The organism is Vibrio sp. CB1-5 (genome assembly GCF_059412285.1).
Genome location: NZ_JBJHPB010000022.1, coordinates 22,304 through 38,915 on the forward strand (window position 1 = coordinate 22,304; position 16,612 = coordinate 38,915).

General features: G+C 41.4%; 15 protein-coding genes. 9 read left to right on the forward strand and 6 right to left on the reverse strand.

All coding sequences use genetic code 11. From position 1 onward, the window contains the following. The first annotated feature begins 115 nt into the window (after window positions 1-115). Entirely contained in the window at window positions 116-1,180 is a 1,065-nt protein-coding gene (locus ACJB0T_RS15325; protein ID WP_479288653.1) for a site-specific integrase, read from the forward strand. A 1,242-nt stretch (window positions 1,181-2,422) separates the two neighbouring features. Here the strand turns inward: ACJB0T_RS15325 and ACJB0T_RS15330 are convergent. After that, complete coding sequence (locus tag ACJB0T_RS15330; RefSeq protein ID WP_479288652.1) at window positions 2,423-3,973, reverse strand: hypothetical protein; 1,551 nt, start codon at window positions 3,971-3,973, stop codon at window positions 2,423-2,425. A gap of 212 nt (window positions 3,974-4,185) precedes the next feature. Then, entirely contained in the window at window positions 4,186-4,932 is a 747-nt protein-coding gene (locus tag ACJB0T_RS15335) for a metallophosphoesterase (RefSeq protein WP_479288651.1), read from the reverse strand. A gap of 543 nt (window positions 4,933-5,475) precedes the next feature. On the opposite strand from ACJB0T_RS15335, the gene ACJB0T_RS15340 reads away from it, so the two are divergent. The 5 genes from ACJB0T_RS15340 (at window position 5,476) to ACJB0T_RS15360 (ending at window position 11,433) form a co-directional block, all read left to right on the forward strand. Next, window positions 5,476-5,982, forward strand: coding sequence for a hypothetical protein (locus tag ACJB0T_RS15340; protein WP_479288650.1), 507 nt, complete (start codon window positions 5,476-5,478; stop codon window positions 5,980-5,982). Window positions 5,983-6,174: 192 nt separating this feature from the next. Further along, a complete protein-coding gene (locus ACJB0T_RS15345) occupies window positions 6,175-7,530 on the forward strand; it encodes an ATP-binding protein (RefSeq protein ID WP_479288649.1) in 1,356 nt (451 codons plus the stop codon). Between the two features lie 881 nt (window positions 7,531-8,411). Next, window positions 8,412-9,527, forward strand: coding sequence for a RepB family plasmid replication initiator protein (locus ACJB0T_RS15350; protein ID WP_495292922.1), 1,116 nt, complete (start codon window positions 8,412-8,414; stop codon window positions 9,525-9,527). 269 nt (window positions 9,528-9,796) lie between these two features. Beyond that, window positions 9,797-10,570, forward strand: coding sequence for a HipA family kinase (locus tag ACJB0T_RS15355; RefSeq protein WP_479288647.1), 774 nt, complete (start codon window positions 9,797-9,799; stop codon window positions 10,568-10,570). Further along, window positions 10,567-11,433: a hypothetical protein gene (locus ACJB0T_RS15360; RefSeq protein ID WP_479288646.1), complete on the forward strand. Its 867-nt coding sequence runs from the start codon at window positions 10,567-10,569 to the stop codon at window positions 11,431-11,433. The genes ACJB0T_RS15355 and ACJB0T_RS15360 overlap by 4 nt, the downstream gene beginning before the upstream one ends. A 267-nt stretch (window positions 11,434-11,700) precedes the next feature. Here ACJB0T_RS15360 and ACJB0T_RS15365 read toward each other — a convergent pair whose 3' ends face one another. The 3 genes from ACJB0T_RS15365 to ACJB0T_RS15375 all read right to left on the reverse strand — a co-directional run bounded on the left by ACJB0T_RS15365 (window position 11,701) and on the right by ACJB0T_RS15375 (window position 13,306). Next, window positions 11,701-11,979 (reverse strand): pyocin activator PrtN family protein, encoded by a 279-nt coding sequence (locus tag ACJB0T_RS15365; RefSeq protein WP_479288645.1) that lies wholly within the window; start codon window positions 11,977-11,979, stop codon window positions 11,701-11,703. A 555-nt stretch (window positions 11,980-12,534) separates the two neighbouring features. Beyond that, a complete protein-coding gene (locus ACJB0T_RS15370) occupies window positions 12,535-12,753 on the reverse strand; it encodes a hypothetical protein (RefSeq protein WP_479288644.1) in 219 nt (72 codons plus the stop codon). Between the two features lie 208 nt (window positions 12,754-12,961). After that, window positions 12,962-13,306 carry a hypothetical protein gene (locus tag ACJB0T_RS15375; protein ID WP_479288643.1) on the reverse strand — a complete coding sequence of 115 codons (345 nt, stop codon included), beginning with the start codon at window positions 13,304-13,306 and terminating at the stop codon, window positions 12,962-12,964. Between the two features lie 254 nt (window positions 13,307-13,560). On the opposite strand from ACJB0T_RS15375, the gene zur reads away from it, so the two are divergent. Further along, a complete protein-coding gene (gene zur, locus ACJB0T_RS15380; RefSeq protein ID WP_479288642.1) occupies window positions 13,561-14,013 on the forward strand; it encodes a zinc uptake transcriptional repressor Zur in 453 nt (150 codons plus the stop codon). Window positions 14,014-14,021: 8 nt separating this feature from the next. After that, on the forward strand, window positions 14,022-14,483 hold the full coding sequence (locus ACJB0T_RS15385) for a chemotaxis protein CheX (protein ID WP_479288641.1): 462 nt from the start codon (window positions 14,022-14,024) through the stop codon (window positions 14,481-14,483). Window positions 14,484-14,564: 81 nt separating this feature from the next. Here ACJB0T_RS15385 and pmbA read toward each other — a convergent pair whose 3' ends face one another. Beyond that, window positions 14,565-15,908, reverse strand: a complete 1,344-nt coding sequence (gene pmbA, locus ACJB0T_RS15390) for a metalloprotease PmbA (RefSeq protein ID WP_479288640.1) — start codon at window positions 15,906-15,908, stop codon at window positions 14,565-14,567. 117 nt (window positions 15,909-16,025) lie between these two features. Between pmbA and yjgA the strand changes: the two genes are divergently transcribed. Further along, the gene (gene yjgA, locus ACJB0T_RS15395; protein ID WP_112460383.1) at window positions 16,026-16,553 is read left to right on the forward strand and encodes a ribosome biogenesis factor YjgA; all 528 of its coding nucleotides are present in this window, start codon (window positions 16,026-16,028) and stop codon (window positions 16,551-16,553) included. Window positions 16,554-16,612: the final 59 nt, after the last annotated feature.

Genomic DNA, 16,612 nt, shown 5'->3' on the forward strand with positions numbered 1-16,612 from the left:
CGGACTTCACTCAGCTAAGTCCGTGAATCCCTTGAAAACAAACGAAACTTTACTTATTTAAAATCAACAACTTAAACTAACCCCTTCTAAGGATTTATTATCTAAGGGAGGGGAAATGCCTTCAATTTTTATCGAAAAAACTAATTCAAATTTTAAAGTCAGAGCTAGAAGCTTAAAAACTGATCCCGTCAGAGGCTCGAAAACACGTACCTTTCCCTCTTTAGCACTAGCCAGAGCATTCAAGAAGAAACTTCGAGGTCAGTTTGATAAAGGAAACTTCAATTTCTTCTGTGGAACAAAGAGCCACTTTACTATTGGTGAGGTCATTAAGTTAATTCTGACTCAACCTCATGAGATAAATGCCAATACGCTATCTGTCCTTCAGCGCATTTCTGCGAGCACGCCTATCAGCTCAGTGCCAGCAGAAAAAGTCGATAGTTCTCATTGGTACAATCTAGCCGTTTACATGCACGAGCACTGGAAGAATCAACCACAAACCATTGCCCACAACTTATCTACTTTAAAAACTCAACTTCAAGATGCCAAAACGATACTTCGTTGCAACGTAGATCTTAGCTCATATTCAGATGCTCTAAGCACACTCAAACGCAAAGGCTATATTGCTCAAAGCGTAGAGAGAACACGTCGACCCACTTATGTAGAACTAAATACTATTACCGCTCGGCTTAGAAAGGAATGCTCGAACAAGCGGAGGAAAATTCCATTACTTGATATCTTCGAGTTTGCAATTGAAACAGCGGCAAGGTTAGGAGAGATTTGTAGTGAACGAATATCATGGCAGAACTTCGATAAAGACGCAGGTACACTGACAATAACCAAGCGTAAATCACCTAAAAAAGGAAGAGAGGTTCGCTCATGCTTCGAACTTTCGCCAAAAGCGATTGAGATCATTGAGCGCCAACCACGAGGCAAAGATACGGATCCTATTTTTCCATACAATAAAAGTTCTGTTGGTTCCGCTTGGCGAACGATAATGAAAGAACTGAATATTATAGACTTGAGATTTCATGACCTTCGAGCTGAAGCACTGTGTCGATTGTACGATAGAGGCTGGGATCTATCTGCGATATCAAAAGTCTCGGGCCATCGTGACTTAAACATTCTTAACAATACTTATCTACGTTTATACCCTACCTACGTCAGCAAACGGCTTGTTTAAAAGTTCTTGCATAGATTTCTCGTACCTTGAGACTAAACAAGCTACGAGAAAGCTAAAGTGGTTCTACAGCTAATTTGGTGAGGATGACGTAACAAACTAGGTGAGAACTACGTGACAAACTAGATGAGAACTACGTGACAAACTAGATGAGAACTACGTGACAAACTGGGTGAGAACTACGTGACAACTGGGTGAGAACTACGTGACAAACTAGGTGAGAACTACGTGACAACTGGGTAAGAACTACGTGACAAACTAGGTGAGAACTACGTGACAAAATAAAATTAAAAACATAAATATCAATAATTTAACCCACACCCCCTTCACATAAGAACGCAAAGATATTGCAAGTAACTAGGTTAGATATACGTAACAAAGCCTCAATGAAACACCTACTACCTGCCCAACATATCCTTTCCATATCTGCACATGATTACTTGTAGTCTGCCCAGTGAGAAGCACGTGACAAATTAAAATAAAAACATTTTAAATCAGCGACTTAAAAGCAAGCCCTTCAAAAAAAGAAACTAGTCGTAACTGCCTAAGTGATAAGTACGCAACAAAACTTCAATAACGCACTTGTTGCTCCATAAAGTGCACCTTATCCAAAAAACCAACGATACTATAAGAACACCAACGTAAAGATCACGACAGAATTCAAAAAATAATACATTAAATATCAACAACTTAATCATATTATGATTAGTTGATAATTAATAAAAACTAGTATCTACGTAGGTGAGAACTACGTGACAAACTTCGACGAAGCACCTTCCCCAATCCAGCCGCTATTTTCCCAATATACTAAAGGTAGTTAGAAAACCTATAAGTGAGATACTCATAACAAAATTCGACTAAAAATATAATTATCAATAACTTAAATCAAGAAAGTTCTTTGGGCGAATAAGAAAATTGTAAATTCCTAGGTGAGAACTACGTGACAAATTTCAACAAAGCACCTCTTCTCATTCAGCCACTATTTTCCCAAAAACATCAATGATGATCAGGAAAACTCATGAGTGAGATGTACGTGACAAACCAAAGACAAAAAACAAAATTATCAATAACTTAAATCAAAAAAGTTCTTTAAACAGCTAAACCGATATCGTAAATACCTAGGTGAGAAGTACGTGAGGAATTCAGATAGAAACAGCTGATTGAATAACATATGACAATGCTTTTTCCAGCAACTTTAGCTCAATATCATGAGCTAAAGTACAATCCTCTAAGGAACATTTAACCTTAGAATCTCGGCCTCATCTTAGCCATGCGTTTACTTCGCTCTTGAGATGATGAATCTGGAGTTCGAGATTCCATCTGTCCATGTATGTTGTTAAACACACCAATTACATCCTTATCAACACACAAGCTATTGATCTCTTCCGCATCAGACCTAATAGTCTCTAGAATCACCTTTTTTGCCTCTGGAGTAGCTTCGTAGTGTCGGTAGTTGCATTCATTAGCATTTTCTATGGCTTTGGCTTGGTCGTTTGCAACAATACTCTCTATTAGCTTTTTATAGGGAGCAAGGAACAGAGTTAGAATCTCTCTTATATTACTGATACATTGCTCCAAGGCTCTCAACTCTACTTGTTTAGCTTCTATACTGAGACGAACACTATTCAAGTGTCCTTCCTCATCTGCAACACGTCTTTCAACCTCAAATAGCATTTCTTGACTTGATTGACTCTCTTTGATGCGAGTTTTACGTTCTTTCACTAAACGTTGGTTATGTAGCGTAAGAAGTTGGTTTAGATTGTATAACCTATCTGCTTTTGGCCTCTTCGCATTTTCATATTGTCTGTGAAATGACATCACCTTCCGCACTCTGGATTTAGTCCATCTCACATCAAGTTCTTGAAAATTAGCTCGAACATGAGCCATGAACATATCTTGAATTATTATTCCTTGGATTTTTGAAGCAGCAAGACCACCTACCAATGAACTATCAATACTCGAGATAGTCTGTTTCTCGTGCCGACGAGTTTCAGGGTTCCACAGAGACACCTCTGTCGGTTTTGCCCTAAGGTATCTATTGGCTGTTTCTCGTATAGAAGCGCAAAGATCTCGCTTTCCAGTCTTACTGTTTTTTGTACTAAGAAAGATGTGAGGATGGGCGCCAGTTTTAATATCCACGCTCCGTTCATCATCATGGACAACCAAAAGGCGTATCGGGTAGTCTGGTAGGTACTTAGCATAAAAGCTTCTTATACATTCGGCCATACGTTTGGGTTCGACAACTGCGCCATGCCGATGAGGAAACTTAAAGAACGCTTCATGCATTTTAGCTGCACGACCGTCTTCGCACCCTTCTACTTTTTTGGACAAGTCCATGAAAATATCCAGCATATTTATCAGTTGATTACGGCGTTTAACTCCGCTAATTGATTCGATTATCTCTTTGTAATTCTCTGGTTTACGGTCTCGAATCAACATCAACTGTTCTGCAAGATACTCATCTCCAGAACTACTAGCAGACAGGATTTTCTTATTGAGCTTGTACTCGTACTTTTTGTAGTTACTTTTAACCTCAGTGGGAATTTTCTTAGGTGCAAACTCCTCAGAAATTAACTGGGAGATAAAACTCGAACGAGCTTCTTCTGACTGCTCACTTAGCCTAATTCCTTGGGGGTTGTTTTCGGTGAATACCCAGTTATTTTCAGCTAGTAAATCAACCCACTCATTGCACTTGAATTTATTCGATTTGATACGTAATGAGTGCTTCAAACTCTTCGTTAAAGCGGCACTTTTTCGGTAATTAACATGACGATAAATCATGGTAGTTTTGATCATAGAATCATTTGATTTTTGGGAACTTAGGGTCGAGGGCGAAGCCTCGCCAGCAGCACTTTGCTCATCTTTTGTGTAGCAAAAGTGTGAAAGTGCGTAGCTGGTTACTTAAAGCGTAAAAACTTCTTTAATAAAGTACAAGTATTGCTCTCGAACCAGTCAGTAACACATTAGAAATGATAGCTATAGGATATGTGCTCTCAGGGTATCCTCAATCAGATTTCTAGCGTTTTATATGCATCAAAATCATCAACGATTTCATAACCATGATAACCACGCTGATTAGTTAGAAACTTAATCCCCTCTTTTTCAAACACTCTACAGTCGTGATTATGACCATAAAACCATGCCGTAATTCTATGACTAAACAGCTGAGAACAATCAGACGCAAAGGCTGGGTTCAGCACACTATCTTTAAACTTCTCATGTATCGCATCTTGTGTAGGCAAATGGTGGGTTACAACGACATTCTTCAAGCTAGGGGATAACCTAATCGCTTCATTGAGCCACTCCACTGATTTTTTGTGTAGCGCTGCTGACATTGAAGGCGTAAAGGTTTGAGCATTGTCGAAATTTATACGCCTGTAATCGCTCATGGACTTTTGTGCATAGTAAAACGCTAGATCTGGGTTTCCATAAAGCTCAAAGTCAGTCCAAAGTGTGCAGCCATGAAAAGCCACGTCATCAATCACTATAGATTCATTGTTTAGCACATGTACATTGGAATACTTGTTGGCATAGTCTTTCAAGTCTAAGGGCAAACAGGTAATTGTCCCACCAGAGTAAAACTCATGGTTTCCCAGCACAAAGATGACCTCTTGAGGGAACCGAGATGCCCAATCTACAGCCCTTCGAGCGTTAGCATGAATATCCCCAGCTAAAACAACGATATCAGCATCCGTCAAAGGTATATCCAAGGAAGCGACTTCCAAATGAATGTCTGACAGGTATTGGATTTTCATTAGAGAGTCTCACAGTCAGGGGATAACTAAAGCTAGTAGTTAGAGCCTAGAAAGTCAACATTGAAAGTTGTGGTAATATAATGATTTTAAAGGATATTTTGACAAATCAGCCGTTCTAACCTTATGCTATTACTATGAGTTTATTGGAACATATAGTATGGATAACAGTAGCGCTTTTATACATCAAAAGGGGCTGGAGGCATCACTCAAGATTTTGACGAGGTGGAAAGCTAGCAAAGTTCAAATCTCTGCTATTTTAGGGCTCCCCTATCCCATTTATCAAACCCAACTATCTGGTCAACTATCCGCTGAACAAGCAATTAGGATAAGTCACATAATAAACATCCATGCAGCACTAAGAACACTGTTTGCCAATGATAAGAATGTGTATGGGTTTATGACGATGGAAAATAAGAGCGTTTTTTTTGGCGGGGAGTGTCCACTGAGTCTTATTGAATCCGGGAGTCTAGAAGCTCTTGAGAAGGTCGCTAGCCACCTTAACTCGTTAAGTCTAGGGAATTAGTCTGGTTTAAGGAAAGTTACATGAGAATGGTCTTAGAGATGCGCTATCGAAGAGAAGGCAAGTTTTTCTATTCCAAAGAAGAGATCTGTGCCGTGCATATGTCCGATGATTTGGACTGGATTTTACAGACAAGCCCCTATCTCACCAGTATAGATAATGAACTATTTGTCTATAACAACATAAACATGACTTCTACTCAATTTGAACGTTTGGTATTGGCGCTGAGAAAAGAACACCGTTGCTATATTTCATTCGAGGATGCTCTATCCCGCTGGGGAGTGATATCTCAGATTCCGATGATGATGATTCTCGCCACAACGGGGCCTTCGAGCATCTACTCAACACCATTCGGTAGGTTTGAATTTGTGCATGTTGAACACCCGATAGAGAAGCTTGACGAACAAACTGTAGATACAGGCCGCCCAATATGTATCGCCGAAAAAGACTTGGCTTATCAAGATCTCAAACTGCTAAGCCGCAACATGCATTTGATAGATTACGTGGCATTGTTTACTGATGATTATTAATCACAACAGCAGCAATTTTCAGGTGCAAAATTCGCTATCTAAGTTCAGACATGAGAAGTAACCTGCCAGAGCTTGGATCAGCTTTCACAACGAAATTAAGCTAAGAACCATTAGGCTAACGTTTTTTAGACTCATGGGATTTAGCAAGATCATTGTTCTTGTGTGATTAAGTGAACGTCGAAGGCTTTGAGTATGAAGGAATTCTGCTACAGACAGTTAGAGCTGAGCGAGCTTGCGAGCATCTCAGAAAAGATTAAATCAACATACGGCCAGTTGACTGTCGTGATTGGTAAGCGCCGTGTAGGCAAGACCCGGCTACTTAAAGACGCCTTTTACTACCACGACACTACTAAAACACTTTATTTTTTAGTCAGTCGAAAGAGTGAAGCGATGTTGGTTCATGAGTTCGCTGATATCATTGCAACTGAACTCAATGTAAAACTCTTCAAACCTGAGTCACTAAAGGACATCATTGAGTACCTGATCCACTATTCAATGCGAATCCCACTGACAATCATCATTGATGAGTTTCAAGATATCGAGAGAGTAAGCCCTTCATTATTCTCAGATATCCAAAACCTGTGGGACTCCCACAAGACACAATCCATGATGCACCTCGTCTGCTGCGGTAGCATGCACAACATGATGACAAAAATCTTCAAGGGCAACGATGCACCTCTAATGAATCGTGACGATCGATTCTTCCGCATTACCCCACTAAAACCATCACACATTAAACGTATTATGAAGGACTTGGGCGTATTCGACTCTGAGAAAATGCTCGAGTGGTGGTGCCTAACTGGTGGGATTCCGAAATACCTTAAATGGCTATCCTTATCGACTGGCCATGACAACGTCTTTGACTATGTAATCTCCAGCAACTCGCCATTCTTGAAAGAAGGTACTCATCGATTAGTTGAGGACTTTGGTTCAGAGCACCAAAACTACTTCGATATACTCAATGCTATCTCTCTTGGTAAAACGAAACGTTCTGATATTCAAAACCACGTTAGGACGGGTGTGGACGTGCATTTGGAGCACATGGAGAGCAACTTTAATGTTATCACTAAGGTAAAGCCTATCTCTTCAGATGAGACTACCAGAGATTCCCGCTTCGAGATTGAAGACCCATTCCTCAATTTCTGGTTCAAGTTCATCCATTCGAATTCAAGCGCAGTTGAAATGGACAATTTTGACCATATCAAGGCACACATAGAACGAGACTTCGACACATTCTCCGCTTGGCAACTAAAAAGCCTGTTTAAGGCTATCCTTGCTGAATCTAAGAGATTCAACAAAATTGGCGGCTACTGGAATGCAAAAGGGCAGGATGTAATTGATATCGTAGCTGTTAACGAGCTTGAGAAAGCAGTTCTCATTGCTGAGTGTCAGCGTCAACAAAGCAAATATGATGAAACAATGCTGATCACAAACTCTCAAAGCTTAATTTCCAAGATGAAACTACAGAATTACAAGATCACCTATCGAGGATTTTCCCTCGTTAATCTAGAGGAACTAATGGAAGAATTTACTCCCAATCTGCAGTAGCCACTACATACACCACTCAATCTCATTCGCTCTAATCAACTTCACTAGATCTCAAAACGCATGCGTTTTCCCGAAAAAAGAACCGATAGTGAGTAGGTTGAGAGACCCTTTCTATAGGAGGGTAGTTATGGCAATGCGGAGGTTTGGGGAAATAACCAATGTTAGTTCAAAAACAATCAAAAACCTCAGCGACCCACAATAGTCGCCGAGGCAGATGATGAACCTAGACAAGACAAAGATACCTTTTAGGAGCATCTCTAACAAGAAGCGGCTTCTAAAACAATTCTTCTCCCCTCAAAAGCCGACTTGACTCCAATAGATAAATCCTGAGTGCCTTACCATTAAACAGAGCCTAAAAGGCTCTGCCCCAAAAACCGCTTCTGCTACTGGCTGACCTATAGAGATAAGTTTGTTTTTCTAGGTATAGAAAGGTTAGGAGCACGAATGCCCAATTTGAATTGGGCTTTTTAAAGGATCAGCTTTATTTTTCTAAAGTCTTTAATAATTATATTTTAAACCCACTCCAAAAATACCAATAAAACAAATAAAAATCAACAACTTAACACCAAACAACTCATAATCTAGGTGCTAATTTTACGACTAGGTCACTTTTTGGGTGATATTTTTACGACACTTTAAAGGTGACAATATTACGACAAAGTACTACTATTTAGGAAAATTAAAAGAAACTCAATATGTCTCAACTAACAACGAACCAAAATCTAGCAAGCCTAAAAAAACAAAACTGGTACTCTGTACAAAACTCTCTTGTAGAAGCTAACTTCACACACCTATCCCCACAGAACACCAATGCCTTGTCCTACAAGTTCTTCCTATGTGCAATTTGTGGTTGGCAACAACTGCCTCACGTTAAGAATTTTGTGAATGAACTATGGGCATCTCATACTCCAACCAGCAACAACTTTATCCCTGACCTCGTTCTTGAGAGCTTTACTGACAAAAACCAGCGTACTGTTACTTTGTGGTTTGAGGAACTCAGTGAGTTTTGCACGGTAAGAAGAAACAATGATAAGAAACGTAAGAGCTATAACAGAAAACGCTTTTCTGAAGCTTGGGAACATGCCGCCAAGTTCCACATTTCTACTGCCACGCTGTCCACTATAGAAGAATGGGCGGCTCTTAAAACTAAAGTCCATGCAAAAGAGGGAATTAGTCTAGATTCCGATTTAAGGCACCTTTCCCCTATCTTAGATTTTGAACAGTACTCGAATAATCCTTTCAGTGCAGAGGAATTCGTAGGCCATCCTATTGAATCAATATCATTTGATGAAAAAAAACCATTAGTGTCGATAACGTTCAACATTAAGTTTCTTCACCTAATGTTCGCCACCGCCAACTACACAACACTGAGTCTGGAACATCTGAGTAAGTTCAAATCACTGGCTACGATTCGCATCCACGACATTATGACTTCTAGATTCAACAAGCAGAATCAACTTAGAGACGATACAGATCTCAACTTCAGCTTATCTCGTTGGCGAGCGATACTTGGAATCAACGAAAGCATCGAGCTAGTCGTAGATAAATCTGATGCTGAGGATAAATCTAAAAATAAAGCAAAGACACTACTTAGCCTTACATGGGAAGACATTGCACTGCTGACTCAACATGAGTATCTGTATAAGGCCTCAGAATCTTTGAACTACAAATCAATGGATAAAACTACCTCGATGGCTTTTGACAATTCTCTCGACCTGCTAGAAGAGTTGTATCGTGAATACACATCTGAAACCAGTGATTATAGTGACTCGCAAGGAATTCTAGTGTGTAAACACGAGGCTAAATACGCAGACTATAAAGCTCTGGTTAGGGATATGTTTAAAAAAGCCGCTGATGAGATTAACGATAATAAAAAGGGCGGTAGCAAACTTAAGTTTACTTTGGGTAAAGCTTATGGCGTTAAGAAAAAAAGTTCACGTGCAACTACTTCTGCAAAGATCAAAGGTACGAAGAAACCAAAGATACAGGTAATTTGAAGCAACAGAGTTCAAAGTCGATAGTATATCACCCTCCGCCCTTTGGTAACTTTTGCCTCAGGCTACATTAGCCTTCTATGAGTTTTGGTAAAATTGGGGTTCGGCCACGCATCTAATATAGAGTATCAACTAGTATTATTCATACTGGATATTGTGAGCTACCCCGCTTCAACTGAGATCACAACACTCAGCAAAATGCGTATTATCTCGCCAAAACAGCTATTTATGATTAAGATATATGCCATAAATTGCAAAGAAGGTGCAAATACGTGGAGACCGTTGATTTAGTGACAATGCTGCCGGGTGCAGTAAAAGTTGACGACCAAAATGTAAACCCAACATGGAAGGCTCATGTGCTTCATAGCAACAACTCTTTCTCTGTTGCTTATGTAAAACTGGTCGATAGTCGAAAAATATTTATTGAGTGTTTCTGTGCTTTGTTGGGAAGAAACATGGGACTTCCGATTCCAAAGCCTTACTTGGTTAATGTACCACATGAGTCATTGAGTGATATCGTGCCGAATGGTGAGTCTCGTATTGCTTTTGGTTCTGAAGATGCGGCATATCCTAGCTTTAGGCGCAAGTTTAATCAGAGTGAACCTGAGGCCATGAAGTTATTGAAAGCTTATTCAAAGATATTGGATGTATCAGTCTTCGATGAATGGATTGGAAATGGTGACAGAAATATAGGTAACATCCTCTATGATGGTAAATCGCTCTTCAATTTTATCGATCACGAACTCGCATTACCAAAAGGGCTGAGTAAAGATAACCGTGCAGCTAAAAATCAACTACTGTCGTCTTGCTTTGCAACCATATCAGAGTTTGAAAAACACAAAGCCAGCAAGAATATACAGAACGACATACACCCTAAGATGAGTGCTATGGATCTGAAATCTGCCGTAGACCACTGTCTAGCATCGTTCTATTTTAACGAAGTTGATGCCACGATGCTCAAAGACGTAGTCAGCAATCGGCTTTCAACGTTGGTACAACACTCGGACTTACGCATGGGTATCAAACAACAAGGTTTAGCAATATGAGTAACCTGTCGTTTCCATCAATGCCAACCTACCAAGGTTCATGGCAAGCTATTTATTTTGAGCCAATTGTTGGTTCAGGTGAAAGAATTACAGTGGGTCTCCTTGCTCTTTCGGATAAGGGAGAATTTAAAGTAGTTAGAGCTATGCGCTCAGAGGTATTTGAATGCCTTTATGGTATCAATGCGCCGAAAATATCGAGCATGGTTGACTTGGTAATCACTTCTGTAAACAATGCGTTAGCAGCCAATGGTACTATAGAGAGCTGGAACTCGCCTATAGATGGAGTGATCCTAGGTGAAGCCAAAAGAGCTTTTGCTCACGATATCAATGGAATTTTGAAGCAGGGCCTTCAGTTCTCAGCAAGCTTGGGGTCTTTGGCACTAGAAGCAGAAAGAGATGACTCTGATGAAGTTCAACCAAAACGCTACACATCAAACTTCTCAAAGAAAATTCAAAGACAACTTGAAATCATTAATCCAAGTTTGGTGCGTAGTTTTAATCAAAAAGTTAAAATCTCTGGTAGTGATGCCCTCACTACATATGGCTTTATGAATGACCGATATGTATCTAACTTTGGGGTGTTGGTTCCTTCAAGATTAACTGCTTCTATGAACACAATCAAAGCCAAAATATTTGATATTGAGGCCTTAAAGAAATCTGATTACTTGGTTAAACCACTAAGATTTGAAGTCATTATTGGCACCCCATCTTTTGATGATCCTTCTCTAACGGATCAAGCCATCTTGAACTTGAAGAACTCATTGGAAATGGTTGAAGAAATTGCAGATAAAGATGAAATACATATCTTTAGAGCTATAGACTCGACCACAGCAGCTCAACATGTTTCGAAACATGCAGCTTAGCTGAACTCCGAGGAGGAATACTGAGATTCCTCCTCTTTAATAATATTTTGTCAAATGAAGCCCAGTAACATTCTGGTAAATATTTAAAAGTCAGAACGCCTTTCAAAATATCACTAATATCACACTCTTAGATTTCCTGTTTCCGTAATCTTATAGGAAACCGACTACCGTATTTGTCGTCAGTAATTGTGCAATCTAGCTTGTGTAACAACCTCCTTTGGCTAGGCCAATCTGTCCCAATCGCACTTTATGACTGGCAAACATTTACTAGGGCTGCATACGACACCAATCGTAATGCGATTTGCTTCTTTGACCTTCGATGAACGAAACTAAGTCATCAAAACTAACATACCAAGGGAGCTTTTGAGAGTCGCCTAATCTAATGGCAGGGAAAGGAAGTTCATGGTTACGAGCTTTGCGCTTAGCTGTACTAGGAGCTAACCCAAGATACTCTTCGGCAATGTCGATTAGTGGGATGAGAGGTTTAAAATTATGTTTTGCTGCCAAAAGGGATTTAGTTGATGGGGAACCTAAAGCATCTTTCATTCTAGCCTTCTAAATATCAAGAGTTTGCTTACAGCATTTTGCTATGTTTACTCGATATTTAGCTGCTAATGTTCACGCCCAGCAAGCTCTTTTTGACCTTTGTTTCTAGGGAAAGTAGTATGGGGGCGAGAGTGATTTACTGCTCGTGTTTGTGGTAACCGTCCCTCATCCATCCCTCACGATTTCAGCAATAGACGTAACGCCTTGTTTTAGCTGAATCAACCTCTCTAATCACTTCCAATCGAGCATGGGCGCAACGGATAAGCGGTTCGCAGTGTATTTACTAGTTTCTTCAGGCTTCATATGGTGTTACTCGAAATCTTGATGCTGTATATATACATGAACTTGCTAGAATTGCCCCCAAATGCCCCCTCCATAATCATGTGGAAGAAGTAGGACAAATGACATCATTCAGCAGTGCAACGCATACTACAAAGCGCCAAAACGCTTCATTGTAGACGTCGTCTTCAAAAATAGGTCGGAGATTATACACAGAGATTCGAAAACATTCAGAAAAAAAGCGCTGCACTCTATTGTTAACTGGCGTATTGGACTCTAAAAGACATTCAATTGTTCAGCGACAACGAAAACACTGAAGACAGAGATCTGCTCGCTGATTAACTCAATTTGTCGGTAGTCCAAATCTTCAATGTCGGTTTTATCAGGTTCATCAAGCCTAAGCGCTGAACCAAACATCTTTTCCAACTCTTGAACGTCTTGTTCCGAGTATGTCTGCTTTATCTTACTTGTCTCCCCTAATGTACATTGGTACATCTTGAGCTCAGACAAGTACAAAACGACCCGTCTTTTATCATCTTTAGTCAAAGATTCAAACCAAGATGTTATTGGAAACGTGTCAGCATTGTTGCTTCGGATGTCAAAGCACTCCGCGTGTCTATTATTCCACTCGACCAATAAATCAAAGCGGTCTGAAGTTGTTTCAGCGGCGCACGCCGAGAGTGGTAGAAGAAGCAGAATCCTACTAAAGGGCAGCTTCACTTATACACCTCCAAAACTTTTGTTCCGACCCACTTGTTGTCCATGTTAGAGGTTCTGCTATTTGCAAAACCCTGTCTCTTGTAATTTTGGAAACACTCGACATTGCCTCGCCAAAAATCTCCCAATCGTATTCGCGAATTGTAATCATGGTTTCTGCTGGCTTCCCTGTCACACTTGGACTAAAAAATATCTGATAAAGCGGTGTTGAAGCAATTGCAAAACCCAACATTCCACCTCTATTAATAATATCGTGAACTTGTGATACTGCCGTTCTGCTTGCTGGACTAAGTTGCAGGTCGCTAACTTCACAATATCCTACTCTCAACATACCGCCTCCTTTCTACAATGCCATATTATTATGCTGGTCATCGCACCGAAAAAAGACTGATTTAAGTTGACGTCGGTCGTAAAAATTTCACTCAAACCGCACTCTAGAATTGTGAACTGTGGCTGCTCTTATGTCGTCTACTCGGCTTTGCAACTTACAACTAAACACGCTGTCAGCAATTCCATAACCGAGACTAACGATCTATTGATGGAATTAGTATAAAATGAACAGAATTCGCAAACATAGGTGGACATGTGGATCAGAAGCTAATCAAACAACTAGAAGAAACGTGCTCGGCGCGAGGGGTTCGTTTAACGCCTCAGCGCAAGCGTGTGTATGAGCTGATTTGTGAAAGTAATAAAGCCTCAAGCGCTTATGAACTCCTTGACCAACTCAAAGAGACGGAACCACAGGCTAAGCCACCGACGGTATACCGAGCACTGGACTTTCTTTTAGAGCAAGGATTTATCCATCGCGTTGAATCGACTAACAGTTTTGTCTCTTGCTGTTCATTTGGTGAGCATAAACACTACTCGCATCTGCTGATTTGTGACAAGTGCGGTAATGTCGTTGAACTACAAGATGATATTCTGATAGCCTTGCTTAATAGCAACGTTGAAAAACATGGCTTCCAGTTTTCAAATCACGTCATAGAAACTCATGGCACATGTCAGACGTGCTCATCATTGGAAGAATCGAACAAATAGAAGAAGTTATGCGCGCTGAATTTGTAAATCCGTTTTTGGCCTCATTGATGAATGTGCTAAAAACGATGGCTTCAATGGAGATCAAGCCACTTAAGCCAAGAATTAAAAAAGACGAAATCGCTCGAGGCGATGTGTCTGGTCTTATCGGTATGGTAGGCACACAAACCCGTGGTTCTATGTCGATCACGTTTGAAGAAGGGCTTGCCCTTGAAATCATGCAAAACATGCTAGGTGAAAAACCACATGGGTTGAATGAGGAAGTGACCGATATGGTCGGCGAAATCACCAACATGGTGACGGGCGGTGCGAAACGTATTCTGGCAGAAAACGGCTTTGATTTTGATATGGCGACACCGGTTGTGGTATCAGGTAAAGGTCACACCATCCGCCACAAATGTGACGGTGCGATCATCATCATGCCATTTACCTCAGAGTGGGGTAATGCGTTTATTGAAATTTGTTTTGAATAAACACATTTCAGGACGGGACAGCTAAATGCAAAAAGGGCGTCATGGTTATGACGCCCTTTTACTATCTTAGGTAATGCAGGGTTATTCCCCCGCCACCTTCATTGACTCAAGCAAAATCGAACCGGTTTGGATTTGTGAACGTGTTTCTACGTCATTACCTACCGCAACGATGTGTTGGAACATTTGTGCCAAGTTGCCCGCAACGGTAATTTCAGAGACTGGGAATTGGATCTCGCCATTTTCAACCCAGAAACCTGCTGCGCCGCGCGAGTAATCGCCAGTCACGATATTCACACCCTGCCCCATCACTTCAGTCACCAGTAGACCAGTTCCAAGCTGTTTGAGCATGGCATCATAGTCTTGGCCTGTCGATTTCACGTACCAGTTGTGGATGCCACCAGCATGACCTGTTGGGGTCATGTTCATTTTGCGCGCCGCGTAACTGGTTAGTAGGTAGGTCGCCAGTTTACCATCGGTGATGATGTCCATATCGTGGGTAGCAACACCTTCATTATCAAACGGGCTCGATGCCAGACCGCGTAATACGTGTGGTTTTTCTTGTACCGAGAACCAGTCTGGCAAGATTTGCTCACCAAGTTTGTCCAATAGGAACGAAGACTTGCGATACAGGTTGCCACCGCTGATACCCATCACGAGGTGGCCAATCAATCCGGTCGCGACATCATTGGCAAACAGCACTGGGTATTGGCCCGTTTTGATCTTTCTTGCGTCAAGGCGTTCAATGGTTTTCTTCGCCGCCTTCTCACCTACTGACTCTGGTGTCCAAAGATCGTCGCGATGGCGCGCAAGGGTATAACTATAGTCTCGCTCCATATCACCGTTTTGGCCTTGGCCAATCACGCTGCAGCTAATGCTGTGACGGCTTGATGCGTAACCGGCAAGCAGACCATGAGAGTTACCATACACCTTCACGCCATAGTGACTATCGTAGCTCGCGCCGTCACTTTGTTTGATTTTGTCGCTGTACTCCAGCGCAGCCTTTTCAGCAGCAATGGCTTTTTGCGCCGCCATGTCTGGGTTTGGCTCATCTGGGTGGAAGAGGTCAAGATCTGGAATGTCAGTGACCATAAGCTCTTTTGGTGCAGGGCCTGCGTATGGATCTTCTGACGTGTATTGAGCAATATCCAGCGCAGCCGCTACCGTTTGAGCAATCGCTTTTTCGCTCAGGTCAGACGTTGAAGCGCTGCCTTTTTTCTGACCACGGTAAACCGTGATACCTAAAGCGCCATCACTATTAAACTCAACGTTTTCCACCTCGCACATACGCGTCGAAACACTAAGACCCGTGCTCTTGGTGATCGCCACCTCGGCCGCATCTGCGCTTACCGAAGCCATGTCCAATGCTTTCGCAACTGCCGCTTCTAGCTCAGCTTTTTGCTGAGCAACTTGCTCTCTTACGTCCATATTTATCTAATTCTTTGCTAATAACTGAGTCTAGAATAACAAGGTTTTCGCATTCTCCCCAGATTTCTTGCTAAAATAGCGGATATTCGTAATGAGATAGTGATATAGGCAGACATCATGGCCCGCAAAAATCAGAAAGCGCCTTGGGAAGAGGAAGAAGAGATCATTTGGGTAAGCAGAACCGAAATGAAAAACGACATGGAAGAGTTGCAAAAGCTCGGTGAAGAGCTCGTTGAGCTAAAACCTGCTGTGTTGGATAAATTCCCACTAAGCGAAGATCTGAGAGAAGCGATCGCAGACGCGCAGCGCTTTAAGAACGAAGCTAGGCGTCGTCAGCTGCAATACATTGGTAAGCTAATGCGCACCGAAGATCCAGAGCCAATTCAAGCCGCTCTTGATCGCGTACGTAACAAGCACTCACAATCTACCGCAGCTCTGCACAAACTTGAGCAATTGCGCGACCGTATCATTGCAGAAGGTGATGAGGCGATTGCAGCAGCAATGGCACTTTACCCAGAGCTAGATCGTCAGCGCCTGCGCCAGCTTGCTCGTCAAGCAAACAAAGAGAAAAAAGCTGGGAAGCCTGCGAAAGCATTCCGTGAAATCTTCCAAATGCTTAAGCACGAAGAAGAGCAAGAGTTTTAAGACTGTTCTCGACTGAGTATCACGAAAGGCAACTGAGTAGTCAGTTGCCTTTTTGTTTA

Excerpts from the sequence above, each read along its gene's own strand:
- ACJB0T_RS15325 (WP_479288653.1), top strand. The coding sequence starts at position 116 with ATGCCTTCAATTTTTATCGAAAAAACTAATTCAAATTTTAAAGTCAGA.
- ACJB0T_RS15330 (WP_479288652.1), bottom strand. The coding sequence starts at position 3,973 with ATGATCAAAACTACCATGATTTATCGTCATGTTAATTACCGAAAAAGT.
- ACJB0T_RS15335 (WP_479288651.1), bottom strand. The coding sequence starts at position 4,932 with ATGAAAATCCAATACCTGTCAGACATTCATTTGGAAGTCGCTTCCTTG.
- ACJB0T_RS15340 (WP_479288650.1), top strand. The coding sequence starts at position 5,476 with ATGAGAATGGTCTTAGAGATGCGCTATCGAAGAGAAGGCAAGTTTTTC.
- ACJB0T_RS15345 (WP_479288649.1), top strand. The coding sequence starts at position 6,175 with ATGAAGGAATTCTGCTACAGACAGTTAGAGCTGAGCGAGCTTGCGAGC.
- ACJB0T_RS15360 (WP_479288646.1), top strand. The coding sequence starts at position 10,567 with ATGAGTAACCTGTCGTTTCCATCAATGCCAACCTACCAAGGTTCATGG.
- ACJB0T_RS15365 (WP_479288645.1), bottom strand. The coding sequence starts at position 11,979 with ATGAAAGATGCTTTAGGTTCCCCATCAACTAAATCCCTTTTGGCAGCA.
- ACJB0T_RS15370 (WP_479288644.1), bottom strand. The coding sequence starts at position 12,753 with ATGTACCAATGTACATTAGGGGAGACAAGTAAGATAAAGCAGACATAC.
- ACJB0T_RS15375 (WP_479288643.1), bottom strand. The coding sequence starts at position 13,306 with ATGTTGAGAGTAGGATATTGTGAAGTTAGCGACCTGCAACTTAGTCCA.
- ACJB0T_RS15385 (WP_479288641.1), top strand. The coding sequence starts at position 14,022 with ATGCGCGCTGAATTTGTAAATCCGTTTTTGGCCTCATTGATGAATGTG.
- pmbA (WP_479288640.1), bottom strand. The coding sequence starts at position 15,908 with ATGGACGTAAGAGAGCAAGTTGCTCAGCAAAAAGCTGAGCTAGAAGCG.
- yjgA (WP_112460383.1), top strand. The coding sequence starts at position 16,026 with ATGGCCCGCAAAAATCAGAAAGCGCCTTGGGAAGAGGAAGAAGAGATC.